The 15430-nt window shown below is 72.7% G+C and carries 12 protein-coding genes and 1 CRISPR repeat array; of the genes, 4 read left to right on the top strand and 8 right to left on the bottom strand.

Translation table 11 applies throughout. The annotated features are described in order from the left end of the window. The first annotated feature begins 103 nt into the window (after window positions 1-103). Window positions 104-727, top strand: a complete 624-nt coding sequence (locus DQ384_RS11940; RefSeq protein ID WP_114028790.1) for a hypothetical protein — start codon at window positions 104-106, stop codon at window positions 725-727. Between the two features lie 22 nt (window positions 728-749). On the opposite strand, the gene cysS is transcribed toward DQ384_RS11940, so the two are convergent. The 7 genes from cysS to DQ384_RS11975 form a co-directional block, all read right to left on the bottom strand. Beyond that, window positions 750-2138, bottom strand: a complete 1389-nt coding sequence (cysS, locus tag DQ384_RS11945; RefSeq protein ID WP_114028791.1) for a cysteine--tRNA ligase — start codon at window positions 2136-2138, stop codon at window positions 750-752. 145 nt (window positions 2139-2283) lie between these two features. Beyond that, a CRISPR array of direct repeats spans window positions 2284-3165; the repeat unit is 28 nt; unit sequence GTCGGCCCCGCGCCCGCGGGGATGTTCC. Window positions 3166-3253: 88 nt separating this feature from the next. Then, window positions 3254-5101, bottom strand: a complete 1848-nt coding sequence (locus tag DQ384_RS11950; RefSeq protein ID WP_114028792.1) for a sigma factor-like helix-turn-helix DNA-binding protein — start codon at window positions 5099-5101, stop codon at window positions 3254-3256. A 68-nt stretch (window positions 5102-5169) separates the two neighbouring features. After that, window positions 5170-7239 carry a UvrD-helicase domain-containing protein gene (locus DQ384_RS11955; protein WP_114028793.1) on the bottom strand — a complete coding sequence of 690 codons (2070 nt, stop codon included), beginning with the start codon at window positions 7237-7239 and terminating at the stop codon, window positions 5170-5172. An 11-nt stretch (window positions 7240-7250) separates the two neighbouring features. After that, complete coding sequence (locus tag DQ384_RS11960; protein ID WP_114028794.1) at window positions 7251-9686, bottom strand: hypothetical protein; 2436 nt, start codon at window positions 9684-9686, stop codon at window positions 7251-7253. A 69-nt stretch (window positions 9687-9755) separates the two neighbouring features. Then, window positions 9756-10508, bottom strand: a complete 753-nt coding sequence (locus DQ384_RS11965; RefSeq protein WP_181871160.1) for a class I SAM-dependent methyltransferase — start codon at window positions 10506-10508, stop codon at window positions 9756-9758. Window positions 10509-10680: 172 nt separating this feature from the next. Beyond that, window positions 10681-11763, bottom strand: a complete 1083-nt coding sequence (locus DQ384_RS11970) for an ABC transporter substrate-binding protein (protein ID WP_245966396.1) — start codon at window positions 11761-11763, stop codon at window positions 10681-10683. Between the two features lie 170 nt (window positions 11764-11933). Next, window positions 11934-12161, bottom strand: coding sequence for a putative acetyltransferase (locus DQ384_RS11975; RefSeq protein ID WP_114028797.1), 228 nt, complete (start codon window positions 12159-12161; stop codon window positions 11934-11936). A 105-nt stretch (window positions 12162-12266) separates the two neighbouring features. Here DQ384_RS11975 and fdxA point away from each other — a divergent pair, with 105 nt between their 5' ends. The 3 genes from fdxA to DQ384_RS11990 all read left to right on the top strand — a co-directional run bounded on the left by fdxA (window position 12267) and on the right by DQ384_RS11990 (window position 14450). Further along, window positions 12267-12593 (top strand): ferredoxin, encoded by a 327-nt coding sequence (gene fdxA, locus DQ384_RS11980; protein ID WP_114028798.1) that lies wholly within the window; start codon window positions 12267-12269, stop codon window positions 12591-12593. A 106-nt stretch (window positions 12594-12699) separates the two neighbouring features. Then, on the top strand, window positions 12700-13779 hold the full coding sequence (gene dapC / locus DQ384_RS11985; protein WP_114028799.1) for a succinyldiaminopimelate transaminase: 1080 nt from the start codon (window positions 12700-12702) through the stop codon (window positions 13777-13779). A gap of 11 nt (window positions 13780-13790) precedes the next feature. Next, window positions 13791-14450, top strand: a complete 660-nt coding sequence (locus DQ384_RS11990) for a DUF4178 domain-containing protein (RefSeq protein WP_114028800.1) — start codon at window positions 13791-13793, stop codon at window positions 14448-14450. Between the two features lie 116 nt (window positions 14451-14566). Here the strand turns inward: DQ384_RS11990 and DQ384_RS11995 are convergent, their stop codons facing one another. Then, window positions 14567-15400, bottom strand: a complete 834-nt coding sequence (locus DQ384_RS11995; RefSeq protein WP_245966397.1) for a hypothetical protein — start codon at window positions 15398-15400, stop codon at window positions 14567-14569. Window positions 15401-15430 lie beyond the last annotated feature (30 nt).

A 15430-nucleotide genomic window follows, 5' to 3' on the forward strand; every position in this document is an offset into this window, starting at 1 on the left:
CAACGGCCGGCCACGCGAATCGGGTCACGGTGAGCGCGCCAGGGCTCTTTCCGTCGTATGTTGCGTAGTGAGCGGACGTCCCGGCGGCTCAGGAGGACTCATCATGAACGCGGACCATCGCATGGCCCTGCTCGGCGCGGCACTTCTCGGCTTCGTCGTGATCGGCGTGATGGCCTGCGCCGCGCCGGTCCCGTCCGGGGGCGACGCTCCCCGGCCCGCCGGAACCCCGGACGCCCCACAGCCTCCCGGCGGGGAAACCACCGATCCCTCCACCGGCGCGGCCACGGCGCCGACCGGTCCGCAGGAGCTCGGCTCCCTCGCGAGCGCGATCGAGACCTTACTGAGCCACCGGTTCCCCGACCTCTACGCGGGGGTGGCCCTCGACCAGGCGGGGAACCAGGTGATCGTCTACCGGCGTCCCTCGGCCGAACTCGACGCGGCGCTACGCGAGCGATTCGGCACGGCGGCGATCAAGCTGCGCGACGCCCCGCACTCCGCGCGCGAGCTCCAGGCGATCGCCCGGCGCGTCACCGACGACGTCGCCTACTGGGCACGGCACGGCATCCCGATCACCACGGTCGCCGCGCGCTTCGACGGCACTGCGGTGGAGGTCGGCACGACCGAGGTCGCCAAGGCGGCCAGGGACCTGCCGAAGCGCTACGGCAAGGCGCCCCTGCGCATCGTGAAGGAGGAGCCCCCCACGCTGCTCACGCCCTCGGCCGGCTGACGCCCCACCCGTGCGCGGGCGCTCAGGACCAGGTCTGGCCCTCGGGGGTGTCGGTGACCTTCACGCCGAGCGCGGCGAGCTCGTCGCGCAGGCGGTCGGAGGCCGCCCAGTCCTTGGCCTCGCGGGCCTTGGCGCGCGCCTCCAGCAGCTCGGCCCCGCCGGGTGGCAGGACGGGCGCGACCCGCGGCTTGCCGATGTCGATCGACAGATCGAGGCCCAGCACGTGGTCCAGGTGCAGGAACGTCTCGAACCGCGAGCCGGGCGGCAGCGACTCGTCGCGCTCCAGCTCGCGCAGGACGCGCAGCGTGGTGGGCGTGTCCAGGTCGTCGTCCAGGGCGGCCTGCGCGCGGTCGCGGTACTCGGCCGCGATCGGCCGGCTCGGCGACTCCGCCCACTCGGCGACCCGCTGGCGCCACCGCCGCAGCGTGCGGTCGGCCGCCTGGAGGGTGTCCCAGGTCAGGTTCATCTGCTGGCGGTACCGATGTTCGAGCAGCGCCAGCCGCACGGCCAGCGGGTCCAGCCCGGCGGCCTCGACGTCGGAGAGCAGCACGACGTTGCCCGTGGACTTGGCCATCTTGCGACCGTCGAACAGCAGGTGCTCGCCGTGCACCCAGTGCTTGACGACGTCGTGGCCCACGGAGGCGTTGGACTGGGCGCGCTCGTCCTCGTGGTGGGGGAAGCGCAGGTCCTTGCCGCCGGTGTGGATGTCGATGTGCTCGCCGAGGAAGCGCAGCGACATGGCCGAGCACTCGATGTGCCAGCCCGGGAAGCCGCGTCCCCACGGCGTCTCCCACGTCATGTCGCGGTCGGACGCCTTCCACAGGGCCCAGTCGGCGTGGAACCGCTTGCGCGGGTCGACGCCCTCCAGACGGTGGGCGGGCTTCAGCGCGTCCAGCCGATTCCCCGAAATCTCGCCGTACGTCGGGAAACTCCGCGCGTCGAAGTACACCGACCCGTCGTCCAGCGCGTATGCGTGCCCCTTCTCGATGAGCCCGGCGATCATCTCGATCATGAGATCGATCGTCTCGGTGGCCCGCGGGGTGTGCTCGGGCGGGCGCATGTTCAGGGCGTTCGTGTCACGGCGGAACGCGTCCTCGTAGAACCGCGCGATCTCCAGCGCCGACCGCCCCTCACGGCGCGCCTGCTGGAGCACCTTGTCCTCGCCCGAGGCGTCGATCTCGTCGTCATCGACGAGGTGCCCGACGTCGGTGATGTTCTGACAGAGGACCGTCCCCACCCGGTGCCGCTCGAGCACCCGCCGGATCAGATCGGGCAACAGATACGACCGCAGGTTCCCCACGTGGGCGTACCGGTAGACCGTCGGCCCACAGGTGTACACGCGCACAACCCGCGCCCCCGGGGCGACGACGGTTTCGAGCTGCCTGGACCGGGTGTCATACAGCCGCAACATGCCACCGAGCCTAGGTCATGGACGTCGAGCGGCACAGATCTAGCGGGGCCGACCCCGTGATCGCGACCTACATCGTGACGGGCGACGGAACATCCCCGCGCGGGGATGGTCCGCGTGATGGATAGGGAGATGGATTGGGCAGAGGGTCGGCCCCGCGCCCGCGGGGATGGTCCGGCCCGGCGGGCGGGCGTTTGCCGCCGCCGTCCGTCGGCCCCGCGCCCGCGGGGATGGTCCTCGTGGTGATCTTGGCCTAGTAGATGTAGGCCAGTCGGCCCCGCGCCCGCGGGGATGGTCCCTGGTATGCGAGCGATTCAGCAATGGTCGACTTGTCGGCCCCGCGCCCGCGGGGATGGTCCGTAGCGCTCCAGTCCGAGCATCTCGCACGCGTAGTCGGCCCCGCGCCCGCGGGGATGGTCCGTCGTCGCGCGCGTCGGCGAGCTTGTACCCCTTGTCGGCCCCGCGCCCGCGGGGATGGTCCGACGACCAGCGCCGTATGGCTAGCGCACGCCTTGTCGGCCCCGCGCCCGCGGGGATGTTCCTGGAACCTGAGCAGGATAGCCCACAGGAGAATCGTCGGCCCCGCGCCCGCGGGGATGTTCCGACAGTCGGGCGGCGTCGGTTCGGATGGCGGTCGTCGGCCCCGCGCCCGCGGGGATGTTCCGCTCGCATCGTGGGACACGTACCTAACCGGCGTGTCGGCCCCGCGCCCGCGGGGATGTTCCTTCGGCATCATGACGCGCTCGCCTGGCTCGGTGGTCGGCCCCGCGCCCGCGGGGATGTTCCGTCACCTTTGATCCGAGCTGTCTGCGGCCGTCCGTCGGCCCCGCGCCCGCGGGGATGTTCCCGCCGCCCGTAAGTTCGCATCGGGCGCGTGGGAGTCGGCCCCGCGCCCGCGGGGATGTTCCGACGTGCCGGCCGTTCAGGATGATCTGCCGGACGTCGGCCCCGCGCCCGCGGGGATGTTCCCTGCAAGCGGTGGACGACGGCATCATCGACCCGGTCGGCCCCGCGTCCGCGGGGATGTTTCTCTCTTGAGGATCACGGCGCGGACGGTAGGCGTGTCGGCCTTGCGGTCGCGAAGATGTCCCTGGTTCCCCTCTCATGCTGGGGCCGCCTTACGGGGCCTCGGGGTCGAGGAAGGCGAGGATGTCTCGGTCGCCGCGGTCGCGGAGGCGGGTGAGGACCTCGTCGCGGGAGGCGCCGTCGGGGAGGCCGATGCGGGCGCCGATCAGGCGGAGGGCCTCGGCCTCGGAGGCTACGGGGGCGGTGTAGCCGATGAGGTGCAGGGCCATGTTGATGGGGGGCAGGCCGGGGGCGGCCTGGGGGAGGTAGCGGGTCAGCAGCTCGCCGCCGTCGGAGACGGTGAGGAAGATCGAGTCGCCCTCACCCGCGTTGTAGTCGGCGAGGACGGTCCTGATGGAGCCCATCGTGGGCTGGTTGTGCCAGCTGATCACGACGTCCCCGGACGGGGTCGAGGTGGTGAGCGAGCCGCCGGGGGCCATGCCGAGGTGGGCGGCGAAGCCGGTCGGCAGCGGGGAGCCCGAGCCGCGCAGGTGCTCGGCGTTCACGTCCACGCGGTGCCACCAGCGGCCGTCCCTGCTGCGGAACGAGCGGCGGGTCATCGACACGTCGCGGCGCGGGTGGTAGGGCTCGGCCTGCTCGGGGGCGGCGACGCGGATCCACCCCCGCTGGGTGCGCTCGAACCCCGGGCCGCCCGCGTAGGCGCGCACGGAGCTCTCGCTGACCTCGTAGCGCGTGGTCAGGTTGGCGACGATGCTGTTCACCGAGGCCTCGCCGCCCGCGCGCTCGATCTCGCGCACGATCATCTCGCGGATCCCGATGTACTCCTCGCCGCCCCAGCGCGACAGCCCGTACCGGTTCCTGTCGACGCGCAGGAAGCGGTCGTCGGCGGTGAGCTGGTTGCGGATGCCGACCAGGCTGTAGTCCTCGCCGATGCGGGTCTGGATCTCCTCGGGGCTGAGCGGCGCCTCGGCGACGGCCAGCACGGCCTCGGCCTTCTCGTTGACGCTGCGCGGCCAGGGGACGACGTGGCCCTCCAGGACGCGCAGCTGCGGCACGGAGGCGAGCCACCGCTCGGCGACGTCCTCGCGTATGCCGAGCTGGGCGACCATCGAGACCGCCTCGGGCAGCTTCACCGGGCCGTCGGTGAAGAGCTGGCGCGTCTTCTCCTTGAGCTCGTCGGCGCCGCCGGCGACCAGCCAGCCGTCCACCTGGTCGTATCCGGTGAGCAGGGTGCGGATGAAGCGCCAGGCGGGGACGCCGAGCGTGGCGATGTCCGTGCGGTGCCAGGGCGCCGCCGCCGCGAGGTCGTCGGCGGGGACGGCCGAGCCGAGACGGCCGCGCAGCCAGGCCAGGTGGGCGGCCAGCGGGGTGGCCTCGGGCGTGGCCAGGCGGGTCTGGACGTGGTCGCGCAGGTCGCGCTCGATCTGGCGGATGCGCTCGCGGGTCACCGAGAAGCGCTGCGCCAGCTCGTCCAGCGTGGCGCGGCGCTCGGCGTAGACGCGGTCGCGGGCGATGGCGCGCTGCCGGTCGTCGAGCACGGCGAAGATCTCGTCGATCAGCTCGGGGATCGGCCGGTCGCCCTTGGCGGGCGCGGCGTCGCGCCCGCCCGAGGCGTTCTCGGAGGCCAGCAGGCGCTCCAGCACGCCGGTGAACAGGGTGAGCGCCAGCTCGCGGTCGTCGGCGACGCGCAACCCCTTCTCGGGGTCGGTCATGCGGACGAGAGGCAGGATGTCACCGAGCCGCAGGTGTCCCCAGCAGGCCGTGGCGAGGTCGGCGAGCCGGGCCGCCACCTGGGCGGTTCCGATGACCAGGCAGGCCCGGTCGATCGGGAGCGCCTGCCACCACGCCTCCGGTAGGCGGGGGTCGCTCGCGATCGGCTCGACCTGGCCAGGTGCGGTCCAGCGCAGGGGCGGCACGATGTCGCTAAGGCTCAAGTTCATTGGGGTCCAACCGGAACGGGGCTTGGGCGGGACGAGACGGAGTCTTATCCGCGGTTCAGGTTATTGGGTCATGGTGGCAGAAAGGGACTTGCTCGGCCCGAATAGGACAGGTAAAGCCTCTCGGTGGCCCGCATGCAGGCCATGTAGAGCAGCCCGCGTTCGCGCTGCACGTCGTGGGCGCGGGCCGTCGGGTCCTCGCTCGCCGGGGTCAGGGTTTCGGGCGCCGGGACCACGCCCTCGGCGATGCCGACCAGCGCGACCCGGCGGAACTCCAGCCCCTTCAGCCCGTGCAGCGTGCTCACCCGCACGGCGAGCCGGGCCTCGGCGAGCGCCGCCTTGGCGCCCCGCACGATCTCGCCCGTGCGCGCCGCGACGGCGATCTCCTCGGCGGGGACGCCGTCGTTGATCCACTCGCGCAGGTGGTTGACCAGGCCGGCCAGCTCTGCCTCGGGCGAGGCGTACTCGCGTACGGCCGGGCGCGCGCCCGGGTGGGTGGAGCGGAAACCGAACAGGTGCACCACCCCGTCGACCAGGCCGTCCGCCGCGTTGCCGCCGCGCAGCCTGATGCCCCAGGACAGGATCTCCTGCGGCAGCCGATGCGAGATGGTGAGGTGATGGGTCTCCGCCTTGATGCCGAGCGTGCTGAGCGCCACGCGGGTGTCGAACACGCGCTGGTGGGGGTCGCCGACGATGAACAGGTCGTTGCCCGCGGGCGGCACGGCGGCGCGCAGCAGCCGCCACTGCGCCGGGTGCAGGTCCTGCGCCTCGTCCACCACGATGTGCCGGTACGGCTCGCGGGCGGGGCCCTCGTCGTCCAGGAGGTCCCCGGTGGTCCTGCCGAGCAGCGTGGACGCCTCGGCGGCGAGCTGGAGCAGCGTGCGCCTGCCCGAGGCGCGCAGGCGCTCGGTGACGTACTCGATGGCCTTCCACACGGCGGTGCGCTGCTCGTGGTCCAGTTCGACGCTGCGGCCGTTGCGCGCCGCCGCCAGGTACTCCTGCACGGTGCACAGGTTCTGCGCCAGGATGACCTGCTCCCACTCGCGCAGCAGGAACGCCGGGCTGTGCTCGTCGCCCGTGATGTGCGCCGCCTCCTGCCACAGCGCGGCCAGGTCCGGCCCGCCGACCAGCAGCGGGGGACGGCCCTCGGCCTCGGCGACGATGCGGTGGGCCAGGCGGTCGACGTTGCCGACCTCGATGCGCGCGCGGACCTCGGGGTCGTCCACCAGCACGTCCAGCTTCGCGGAGGCGTCCCCGGCGACGTTCTGGGAGAAGGTGAGGAACAGGACGCGTCCGGCGCCGCCGTGGGCGAGGTGCCGGGCGCGGTGCAGGGCCACCAGGGTCTTGCCGGTCCCCGCGCCGCCCGTGACCAGCACAGGGCTCTCGTAGAGCTCCCGGTGGGCGAGCCGGTGCTGGGTCGGGTACAGGAACGTGGCCCAGTGCGGGGTGGCGAGGATGCGGTCCAGCGTCCCGGGGTCGGGCACGAACACGGCCCGGTCGGGGGTGCGCTCCAGGGCGGCGGGCAGGTCGGTGACGTCCACGGAGGTCACGGGCACGGCGACGCGCGTGTCGAGCGCCCGCCAGGCTTCGGCGACCGAGCCGCCTTGGCCGAGGACGAGCAGCGGGGCGTACTGGCTCTCGGGGAGCAGGGGCTCCAGGGCTTCGAGGTTCGCGTCCGTCGTGATCAGCCGGACCAGCGGGACGAGCCGCGCGTCGATGCCGAGCCCGAGCAGGTCGCTGTCGCAGACGTGGGCGAACAGCCGCGCCCCGGTCGAGCCGGCGGAGCGGCGCAGGGCGGGCTCCACCCGGTCCAGCGCCTCGGCGTCCCAGACCTCGGCCACGCCGATCGCCGTGTTGACGGTGAAGCGGTGCCGCTGGGCGAACGACCACGCCTCGGCGTCGGGGAGCGCCGTGAGCAGCCAGTACACGTCGCGCTGGCGCACGACCACCCCGCGCAGCCGGTCTGCCAGCCTCAGCGTCGCCACGCGCGGGTCGCGGGTGTTGCGGACGCGCTCGGGGTGCGGGGCGGAGGCGGTGTTCAGCAGGAACCGGCGCAGCGCGACGATCGCGTCCCGGCGCGCGGACCGGTCCAGGGCGTCGAGATCCCGGGGGACGTCGGGGGCGATCGCCAGCCGGGGCACCGGTGTTCCCGTCAGACCATCAGGGACAGCAGGTCGCGGTCCCCGCGCTCGCGCAGCCGGTTCATCAGGTCGGGCAGCCCCACCGGTCCCGTCATGCCGATGCGGGTGGCGAGGACGCGGATCGTCTCCTCCAGCGACTCGGGCGCGCCGGTGACGGTGTACCCGGCCAGCCGCAGTGCCTGCGTGTTCTTGTCGGCGTCCGCGGGCGGCGGCGGGACGAGACCGGCCCGCAGGACTTGGTCCTCCTCGGCGATCGTGACGAACAGGCAGGACCCGGGCTCGGCCTCCAGTTCGTCGAGCAGCGGGCCGAGCGAGTCGATGACCGGGCGGGCCTGCCAGCTCAGGGTGACCTCGCCCGCCGCGCTCATGACCGTGTGGCTGTCGCCGGGGGACATCCCCAGATAGGCCGCGAATCCGCTCGGAAGCGGGCATTCGCCGCCGCTGAGCTGTTCGGGGCCGATGTCGATGCGCAGCCACCACAGGCCGTCCGGGTGCCGGAAGCATTTGCGGGTCATCGACACGTCCTTGAGCTGCCCGCTGGGGGGCGGCCCCTCCTGTTCGGGGGCGGCGGGGGCGGCCTCGGCGGGGGGCTGCTGCTCGGGGGTGCCGGACTCCGGCTTCTTCGCGCTCTGGATGCGGAGCTGGGGGACGTTCTCCAGCCACTCCTTGGCGACCTCGGGATGGATGCCCAGCGTCGAGACCAGCTCCAGCGCCCGCGCCACCGTCGGCGGCCGTTCGGCGTTGAGGATCAGCGTGCACGTGCGTTCGCGCAGGTCCGCGATGTCCCCGGCGACCAGCCATTCGTCCTGCACGGTGTAGCCCGGGAGCGTCGCCATCACGAACTGCCACGCCGGGATGTCCAGCGACCGCAGCTCCCGGGTGTGCCACGCGGCGGCGCCCACCAGGCGCGACTTCGGGGCGGCGATGCCGAGCGCGCCGGGCAGCTTCTCCAGGTACTGGGTGTACGGGGCCGCGGCCGGGCTGTCCAGCCAGGCGGCGAGCCGGTCGCGCAGGTCCTTCTCGCGCTCCACGATGTCGTCGGCGGTGACGGCGAACAGCTTGGCGAGCTCCTCGGGGGCCGCCGGCTCGTCGGTGAAGACCTGGATCTGCGCCACCGTCCACGTCTGGTCGTCCAGATCGGCGAACACCGAGTCGATCAGCGAGATCATGTCCGCCTCCGCGGCGGCGAGCTCGTCGGTGCCCGTCCCGGCCCGGGCCTGCGGCGGCGCGGCGTCGCCCTCCGGCGTCCCGGCCGCTTCGGCCGCCTCGTCGGGGTGCGCCGCCTCGTCCTCGGCCGGGTCCCCCTGCGCGGGGGGCGCGTCCGCCTCGTGCGACGCCTCCGAGCCGGCCTCGGGGGATTCGGCGGGCTCCTCGGCCCCGGCGACCTCGGGGGTCGGCTCCGTTCCCGGCTGTGTGCCCTGCTGGGCTCCCGGTTGTGGTCCCGCCGGCGCCGGCTGCGGGCCGAACGGTCCCGGGTCGAACGGCTCGGGCTCGGGCACGAACGGGCGCGGCGCCGGGCTGTACCCGGCCTCCTCGCCGCCGAACCCGCCGAGGGGCTCGGGGCCGTACGCGGGCGGCGGCTCGAAGGCGGGGAGCGGCGGCGGCTCGAACCCCGGCACGGGGAGGGGCGGCGGTGGCTCGAACCCGGGCGCGGGGAGGGGCGGCGGTGGCTCCACGCCGAAACCGGGGCCGATGGGCGGGGGAGGCGCCGGACGCTCGGTGCGCGGGGGCGGCGTGAACATCGAGGCGCCCGCCCGCGCCCCGCCCGCGTGCTGCTCCAGCGCGGCCTCGGCCATGCGCGCCGCGGCGAGGCCGAGCGGGTCGCTGCTTTTGGACGCCGCGGGCTGCCGCTTGGGAAGCTTGGGCAGCGCAGGCGCGGCCGGCGGCTCGGCGTGCCGCGCCGGCGGACGCTCGCCCAGGCCGGCCTGCGGGGTCTGAACCCGGGGGCTCTGGAGTTGGGGGCCCGGGGTCTGGCCGTTCGCCGCAGGGGCGCCCTGGGGAAGCGACGGCGTCTGGTCGCCGGTGACGGCGTCCGGCCGGTCGGCGGAGGTCAGCCGCGCGAACACGGCGGTGAACAGGGCGGCCAGCACCGGGCGGGCCCGGATGAACGGCTGGTCGGCCAGTTCGCGGCCGGTCAGCGCCAGCAGGCCGAACCAGGAGCCGACGCGGTCGAGCGCGATCGAGACCTGCGGGTCGTCGGGCTCGTCGGGGTCCATGACGTGCAGGGCGGGCAGGACGTCCCCGACGGCGGCGGCCGGCCAGTGCTCCAGGGCCAGCTCGGTGAGCAGGTCGCCGAGCGCCTCGGGGCCGAGCACGACGAACACCCGGCTCATGGGGACCGAGCGCCACCACGCGTCCGGCAGGCCCGGCTGGTCGCGAAGCTGAGGGAACCCCGTCGCGTCGCTCCAGCGCAGCGGAGGCACGAGATCACTCAGACAGAAGTTCATCCCGTTTCCTCTCCGGTGCTTCCGTTGACGAGACCATAGTCTGGCAAATCGCTCGGGCTTGGACGGCGCTTAGGCCCGGACGGCGGCGAATCGCAGCCTCACGTAGTCGGCCATCCAGCCCGATTCGCGGCGCAGCGCGGGCGCGGCCAGCTCGTTCACCCTTGTCAGCAAGGGTTCCACCGTCGCTGGCGGCACTCCGTCCAGCAGCGACCCGGCGAACATGCGCACCCAGTCGGCGGCGCCGCCCGGGCACTCGTCGAGCGGGGTGGGGCGGTCGAAGTACTCCAGCAGCCGCACGGTGAACCCGCCATGCTCCAGGCGGACGGCGTACTCGGCGGGGGTGGGGAAGTACCAGGGAAGGTCGGGCTCGGGCAGCCCGTACTCCCGCCAGGCGGTGAGCATCGCCGAGGTCAGCGCCGCGCAGTTCCCGGCGCCGCCCATCTCGGCGACGAACCGGCCGCCCGGGGTGAGCGCCATGCGGACGCAGCGGATCACCGCGTCCGGGTCGCGGCCCATCCAGTGCAGGGCGGCGTTGGAGAACACCGCGTCGTAGGCCTCGCCGACGCGGAAGTTCGCGCCGTCCCCGACCACGAAGTCGAGGCCCGGGTGCTGGAGCGTGGCGACCTCGATCATCGAGGAGGAGCCGTCCATGCCGAGGACGCGGGTGCCGCGGGCGGCGATGTCGGCGGTGAGCACTCCGGTGCCGCACCCGAGGTCGAGGATGCTCTCACCGGGCTGGGGGTCCAGCAGTTCGATGAGCGGCGCGCCGTGCGCCGAGACGTAGCCGAAGGAGCTGTCATAGGCGCGTGCGTTCCACCGCATCAAGCTCGGTGTGTCGTATCGCAAGGCCGATCAGCTCGCATTCTCCGCCATCGCTTCCCGTGTCGGTAAGTAAAGACACTTTAGAGCCTTGTTGTGCTGGGGACACATCTGTCCGGAAGCTTCTCCGCACTCCCACACGTACAGGCCCTGGGATCGCCGGCGGGCGAGCCGCTCACTTCATGGTCCTGGCCCAGTTCTCCTTCAGGAACGTCTTCGCCTCGTCCGCCTGCGGGACGGTGAGCAGGACCGGGGCGCCGGGCACCAGGGGCAGCCTGGCGGCGGCCTGCCTGTCCAGCTTGCCCTTCATCTCCAGCGCCTCCATGCGCGCCGGGCGGGCGAACCCCTTGAGGAACAGGTTCTGGACCTCGTCGGTGTACAGGAACTCCTGCCAGAGCCGCGCGGCCGCCGGGTGCGGCGCCCTCTTGTTGATCGCCTGGACGTAGTACGAGGCGAGCACCGCGCCGGAGGGGATGACGACCTTCCAGGCCGGCTTGTCGTCGCCCGCGGTCTCCGCCGCCTTGGCCGCGTTCACGTAGTCCCAGTCGACCAGCGTGTTGGCCTGGGAGGGGAGGCGGAAGCCGCCGCCCTGCTTGAGCTTGCCGAAGAATTCCAGCCCCCGCTTGGCCTCGGGCCTGCCCCCCTGCAGCGATGCGGCCATGACGCCGTTGAACGCCGCCGCCGTCCGCAGCGGGTCGCCGGGCAGCGCCACGGCGTACCCGGGCCTGAGCAGGTCGGCGAAGGTCTTCGGGGCGGGGACCTTGCGCGGGTCGTACCCGATCGACATGTAGCCGCCGTACCCGGCGTACCAGTGGCCCTTGAGGTCCTTGACGGTGTCGGGGATGTCCTGCCAGGCGGTCACCTTGTACGGGGCGAACCGCTGGGCGTTGGCGATGGCGACGTCCATGCCGAGGTCGAACACGTCGGGGGCCTGCCCGGCCGGCGCGGCCTTGGAGACGTCGATCTCGCGCTGGCTGCTCGCGCCGGGCTCCACGACGGTGACGCGCACGCCGTACTCGCCGGAGAAGCGGTCGATGACGGCGCCGTAGTTGACCCAGTCGCGCGGGACGCCGACGAGGGTGAGCGCCCCCTCCTTGCGCGCCGCCTCGACGAGCCTGTCCATGGTGCCGAAGCCCTCGGCCAGGCTCGCGGCCCTGGGGTTGACCGGGGGAAGCTTCTTCTCGGGGGCGGTCCCGGAGGAGCACCCGGCGACGGCGGTGGCGAGGAGCGCTACGGCGGCGGTACGACGTGGAGTCACGAATCGCATACTCGGCGTGAGATCGGCTCGCGTCGAGGAGGCACGCGGGTGTTTGGCCCGGCATTGGGGGTGCATTGGGCGGGACGGGTGTTACGGCCCCTGCGGGCCCGTGCCCGCTTCCGCCCGCTCGGCCCGCTTCCTGCTCGGCCTTCCCGCTCGGCCGCCGTCCGTCAGGCGGGGCGGCCGGGGACGACCTTGGCGGCGACGACCAGGCGCTCGGGGATCTCGACCAGCGTGCCGTCCCGTTTGCGCACCCGGAGTACCCCCTCGGCCCAGGATTCGAGCACCCCTACGGTGTCCCGGAACCCTTCGGGATCGCGGCGGCGGACGGTGATCCTGTGACCGACGTCCGAGGGAGATATCGAGATGACCAGCCTGCCGCCGAAACCGGACGTCACGCGGTTTGCCCCCCTCCCGTTTCAGCCAAGTGCCGGACACGGCAATACTAGGTTCTGCAACCCGCGGTCGAGTCGTGCGAAGGCGCGGAGAAGAAGGAGTCCAAGGTGACCTACGTCATCGCGCAGCCTTGCGTGGATGTCCTGGACAAGGCGTGCATAGAAGAGTGCCCCGTCGATTGCATCTACGAGGGCAACCGCATGCTCTACATTCACCCAGACGAGTGTGTGGACTGCGGCGCGTGCGAGCCTGTCTGCCCGGTCGAGGCGATTTTCTATGAGGACGACACGCCCGACCAGTGGAAGGATTTCTACAAGGCGAACGTCGAGTTCTTCGAGGACCTGGGCTCGCCCGGCGGCGCGTCCAAGGTCGGCAAGATCAACAAGGATCACCCGATCGTGGCGGCGCTCCCGCCCCAGGCCGAGGAACACTGACCCGGTCGGTCCGTGATCACGAGGTGCCGCTGGGTACCGTGACTTTCGGTCGCGGTACCAGCCGGTGTCGTGAGTTCGTCGTGTTCGAAAGGCCGGGGGTGATTCGGTGATCGCGCTGCCCGATTTTCCGTGGGACAGGCTGGCGCCGTACAAGGAACTGGCGCTCGCCCATCCGGGCGGCATCGTCGACCTGTCGGTGGGCACGCCCGTGGACCCGGTCCCGGCCGTGGCCCGGGAGGCGCTCGCGGGCGCGTCCGACAGCCCCGGTTACCCGCTCACCCACGGCACCGACGCGCTGCGCCGTGCCGCCGCCGATTGGCTGGCGCGCCGTCACGGCGTGACCGTCGCCCCCGGGGACGTGCTGCCGACGATCGGCTCCAAGGAACTGGTCGCCTGGCTGCCCACCCTGCTCGGCGTGGGCGCGGGGGACCGCGTGGTCATCCCGGCGCTGGCCTATCCGACCTACGACGTCGGCGCGCGCCTCGCGGGCGCCGAGCCGTACGCCACCGACGGCCTGCTGGGGCTCGGGCCCGAGCGGGTGCCGCTGGTGTGGGTGAACTCCCCGTCGAACCCCACGGGCCGCGTGCTGCCCGCCGAGCACCTGCGCAAGGTCGTGGCCTGGGCGCGCGAGCGCGGCGCGGTGGTGGCCTCCGACGAGTGCTACATCGAGCTGGGCTGGGAGGAACGGCCGGTCTCGATCCTGCACCCGGACGTCTGCGACGGCTTCCACGAGGGGCTGCTCGCGGTGCACTCGCTGTCGAAGCGCTCGAACCTCGCCGGGTACCGCGCGGGGTTCGTCACCGGCGACCCCGCGCTGGTGAAGCGGCTGCTGGAGGTCCGCAAGCACGCCGGCATGATGATGCCCGCGCCCGTCCAGGCGGCCACGGCGGCCGTCCTGGCCGACGACCGGCACGCCGACGAGCAGCGGGAGCGGTACGCGGCGCGGCGCGCCCTGCTGCGTCCGGCGCTGGAGAAGGCGGGGTGGCGGGTCGAGCACTCCACGGCGGGGCTCTATCTGTGGGCGACCGATGATCGCGGGTGCTGGGAGCAGGTCCGGTCCCTCGCCGAGATGGGCATATTGGTCGCGCCGGGCGACTTTTACGGACAGGCCGGTTCCTCGCATATCCGAATCGCCATGACGGCAAGTGACGAGCGGGTCAATGCGGCGCTGCTTCGCCTCCAGTAGTATCCCGCGGCATGACCGTTGTGGTCGTGCTCGCAGTGGGCGCAGCCATCTTCGTCGTCGTACTGGGCGTCTCCCTCGGTACGCGACGACCCGAAAGGAAGGCTCGTCCGGCTCCCAGACCTCCTGAGCCGGCACCCGAGTCCATGTCGTCGCACCCGGCGCTCGCCCGCCCGGTCGTCATCGACCCGGACTACCTCGACCCGCGCACCATCAAGGTGGGCGACACGGTCGACCGGCAGGGGGTGCGGGCCCGCGTCATCGGCGCCCTCCACCTGTCGTGGCAGGGCGACCAGTGGACCGAATACCTCCTGGAGGAGGGCGTGCGCGTCTACCAGTGGCTCTCGGTCGAGGAACACGAGGGCGCGACGCCCGAGGAGCCGCCGCACCTGGAGGTCTACCTCTGGACGCCGGTGCCCACCCAGGGCATGGTGCCCGCCAAGAGCATGCTGATCATGGAAGGCGTCGAGTTCTACCCGATCGAGCGCGGGACGGCCGCCTTCCGCTCCGAGGGCACCACCGGCTACCCCGAGCGCGGGCTGGTCGACTTCGCCGACTACCGGGCCGGCGACGGGCGCCTGCTGAGCTTCAACCGGGTGCAGGGCCAGTCCTGGACGGCCGCGTACGCGCAGCCGCTGGCGCCGGGGTCCCTCCACGTGGAGCGCATGCTGTAAGCCGCCAGGAGGCCTTCTCGGAAAGCCTCCGGCAGCACCCCTCCGTGTCATGGCCACGAGTCCCGACGGCACCCCTCGTGTCATGGCCGCCGCCGTTGGCCGCCGGGCCCGGCCTCTCAGGCCAGGTCGACCCTGCCCGCGACCGCCTTGCCGTCCGCGAGCCAGCCGTCGTGGCCCGAATCCGACTTCCACGTGACCCCCGCGTAGCTCACCTGCCGCAGGGAGTACCGGCGGGCGTTGGCGACCGACCAGGCGGCGATCAGCCAGCCCCGCCGCTCCGAGCTCGCGTCGATCCGCGTCCCGTCCCCGGAGGCCGCGCCGAGGTCGCCGAGCGCCCGTACCAGCTCCTTGCGGGCCTTGGCGGGCTGCGGGGCGGGCGGCTGGTCGGCGATCGGGTACCAGCAGTGGACGCCCTTGGGCACCCGTCCGGTGAACGCGGCCGCGAGGATCTTGGCGTCCTCCTCGTGCGCGGCGTACGCCGAGCCGTCGGCGGAGCGCTGCACCGCCTGGGCGGCCTCGTGCAGCGGCAGCTTCTGGTAACGCTTGACCTTCACCAGGGCCGCGAAGAACTTCTGCGTGGCGTACACCGGGTCCTGGAGCTGCTTGACGGTGCCCCAGCCCTGCGAGGGCCGCTGCTGGAAGACGCCCACCGAGTCGCGGTCGCCGTACGGCAGGTTCAGGAGCTTGGACTCCTGGATCGCGGTCACGTAGGCGATCTCGACCGCGCGGTCGGGCAGCTTGCGGCGCGTGGCGACGGCGGCGATCGTGGCCGCGATCTGCGCCTGCTCGATCTCCAGGTTGAGGACGCCGGACGGCCCCTTCACCTGGCAGAACTCGCCGAGCGGCTTCGCCTTGTTCAGCAGGTGATAAACGCCGTAGAACAGGGCGGCTATGAGCACGACGACGATGACGATGATCGTCAGGACCGCTTTGGAGAATCGCCGTGCCACGGTGAGAACCTACCGGTCCAGCCGACGTCG

This window comes from Sphaerisporangium album (assembly GCF_003323745.1).
In the GTDB taxonomy this organism is placed as follows: domain Bacteria; phylum Actinomycetota; class Actinomycetes; order Streptosporangiales; family Streptosporangiaceae; genus Sphaerisporangium; species Sphaerisporangium album.

Bases quoted from the DNA above. Each gene is read 5' to 3' on its own strand.
- cysS (WP_114028791.1), bottom strand. From the start codon at position 2,138: ATGTTGCGGCTGTATGACACCCGGTCCAGGCAGCTCGAAACCGTCGTC.
- DQ384_RS11950 (WP_114028792.1), bottom strand. From the start codon at position 5,101: ATGAACTTGAGCCTTAGCGACATCGTGCCGCCCCTGCGCTGGACCGCA.
- DQ384_RS11940 (WP_114028790.1), top strand. From the start codon at position 104: ATGAACGCGGACCATCGCATGGCCCTGCTCGGCGCGGCACTTCTCGGC.
- DQ384_RS11965 (WP_181871160.1), bottom strand. From the start codon at position 10,508: ATGCGGTGGAACGCACGCGCCTATGACAGCTCCTTCGGCTACGTCTCG.
- DQ384_RS11990 (WP_114028800.1), top strand. From the start codon at position 13,791: ATGACCGTTGTGGTCGTGCTCGCAGTGGGCGCAGCCATCTTCGTCGTC.
- DQ384_RS11960 (WP_114028794.1), bottom strand. From the start codon at position 9,686: ATGAACTTCTGTCTGAGTGATCTCGTGCCTCCGCTGCGCTGGAGCGAC.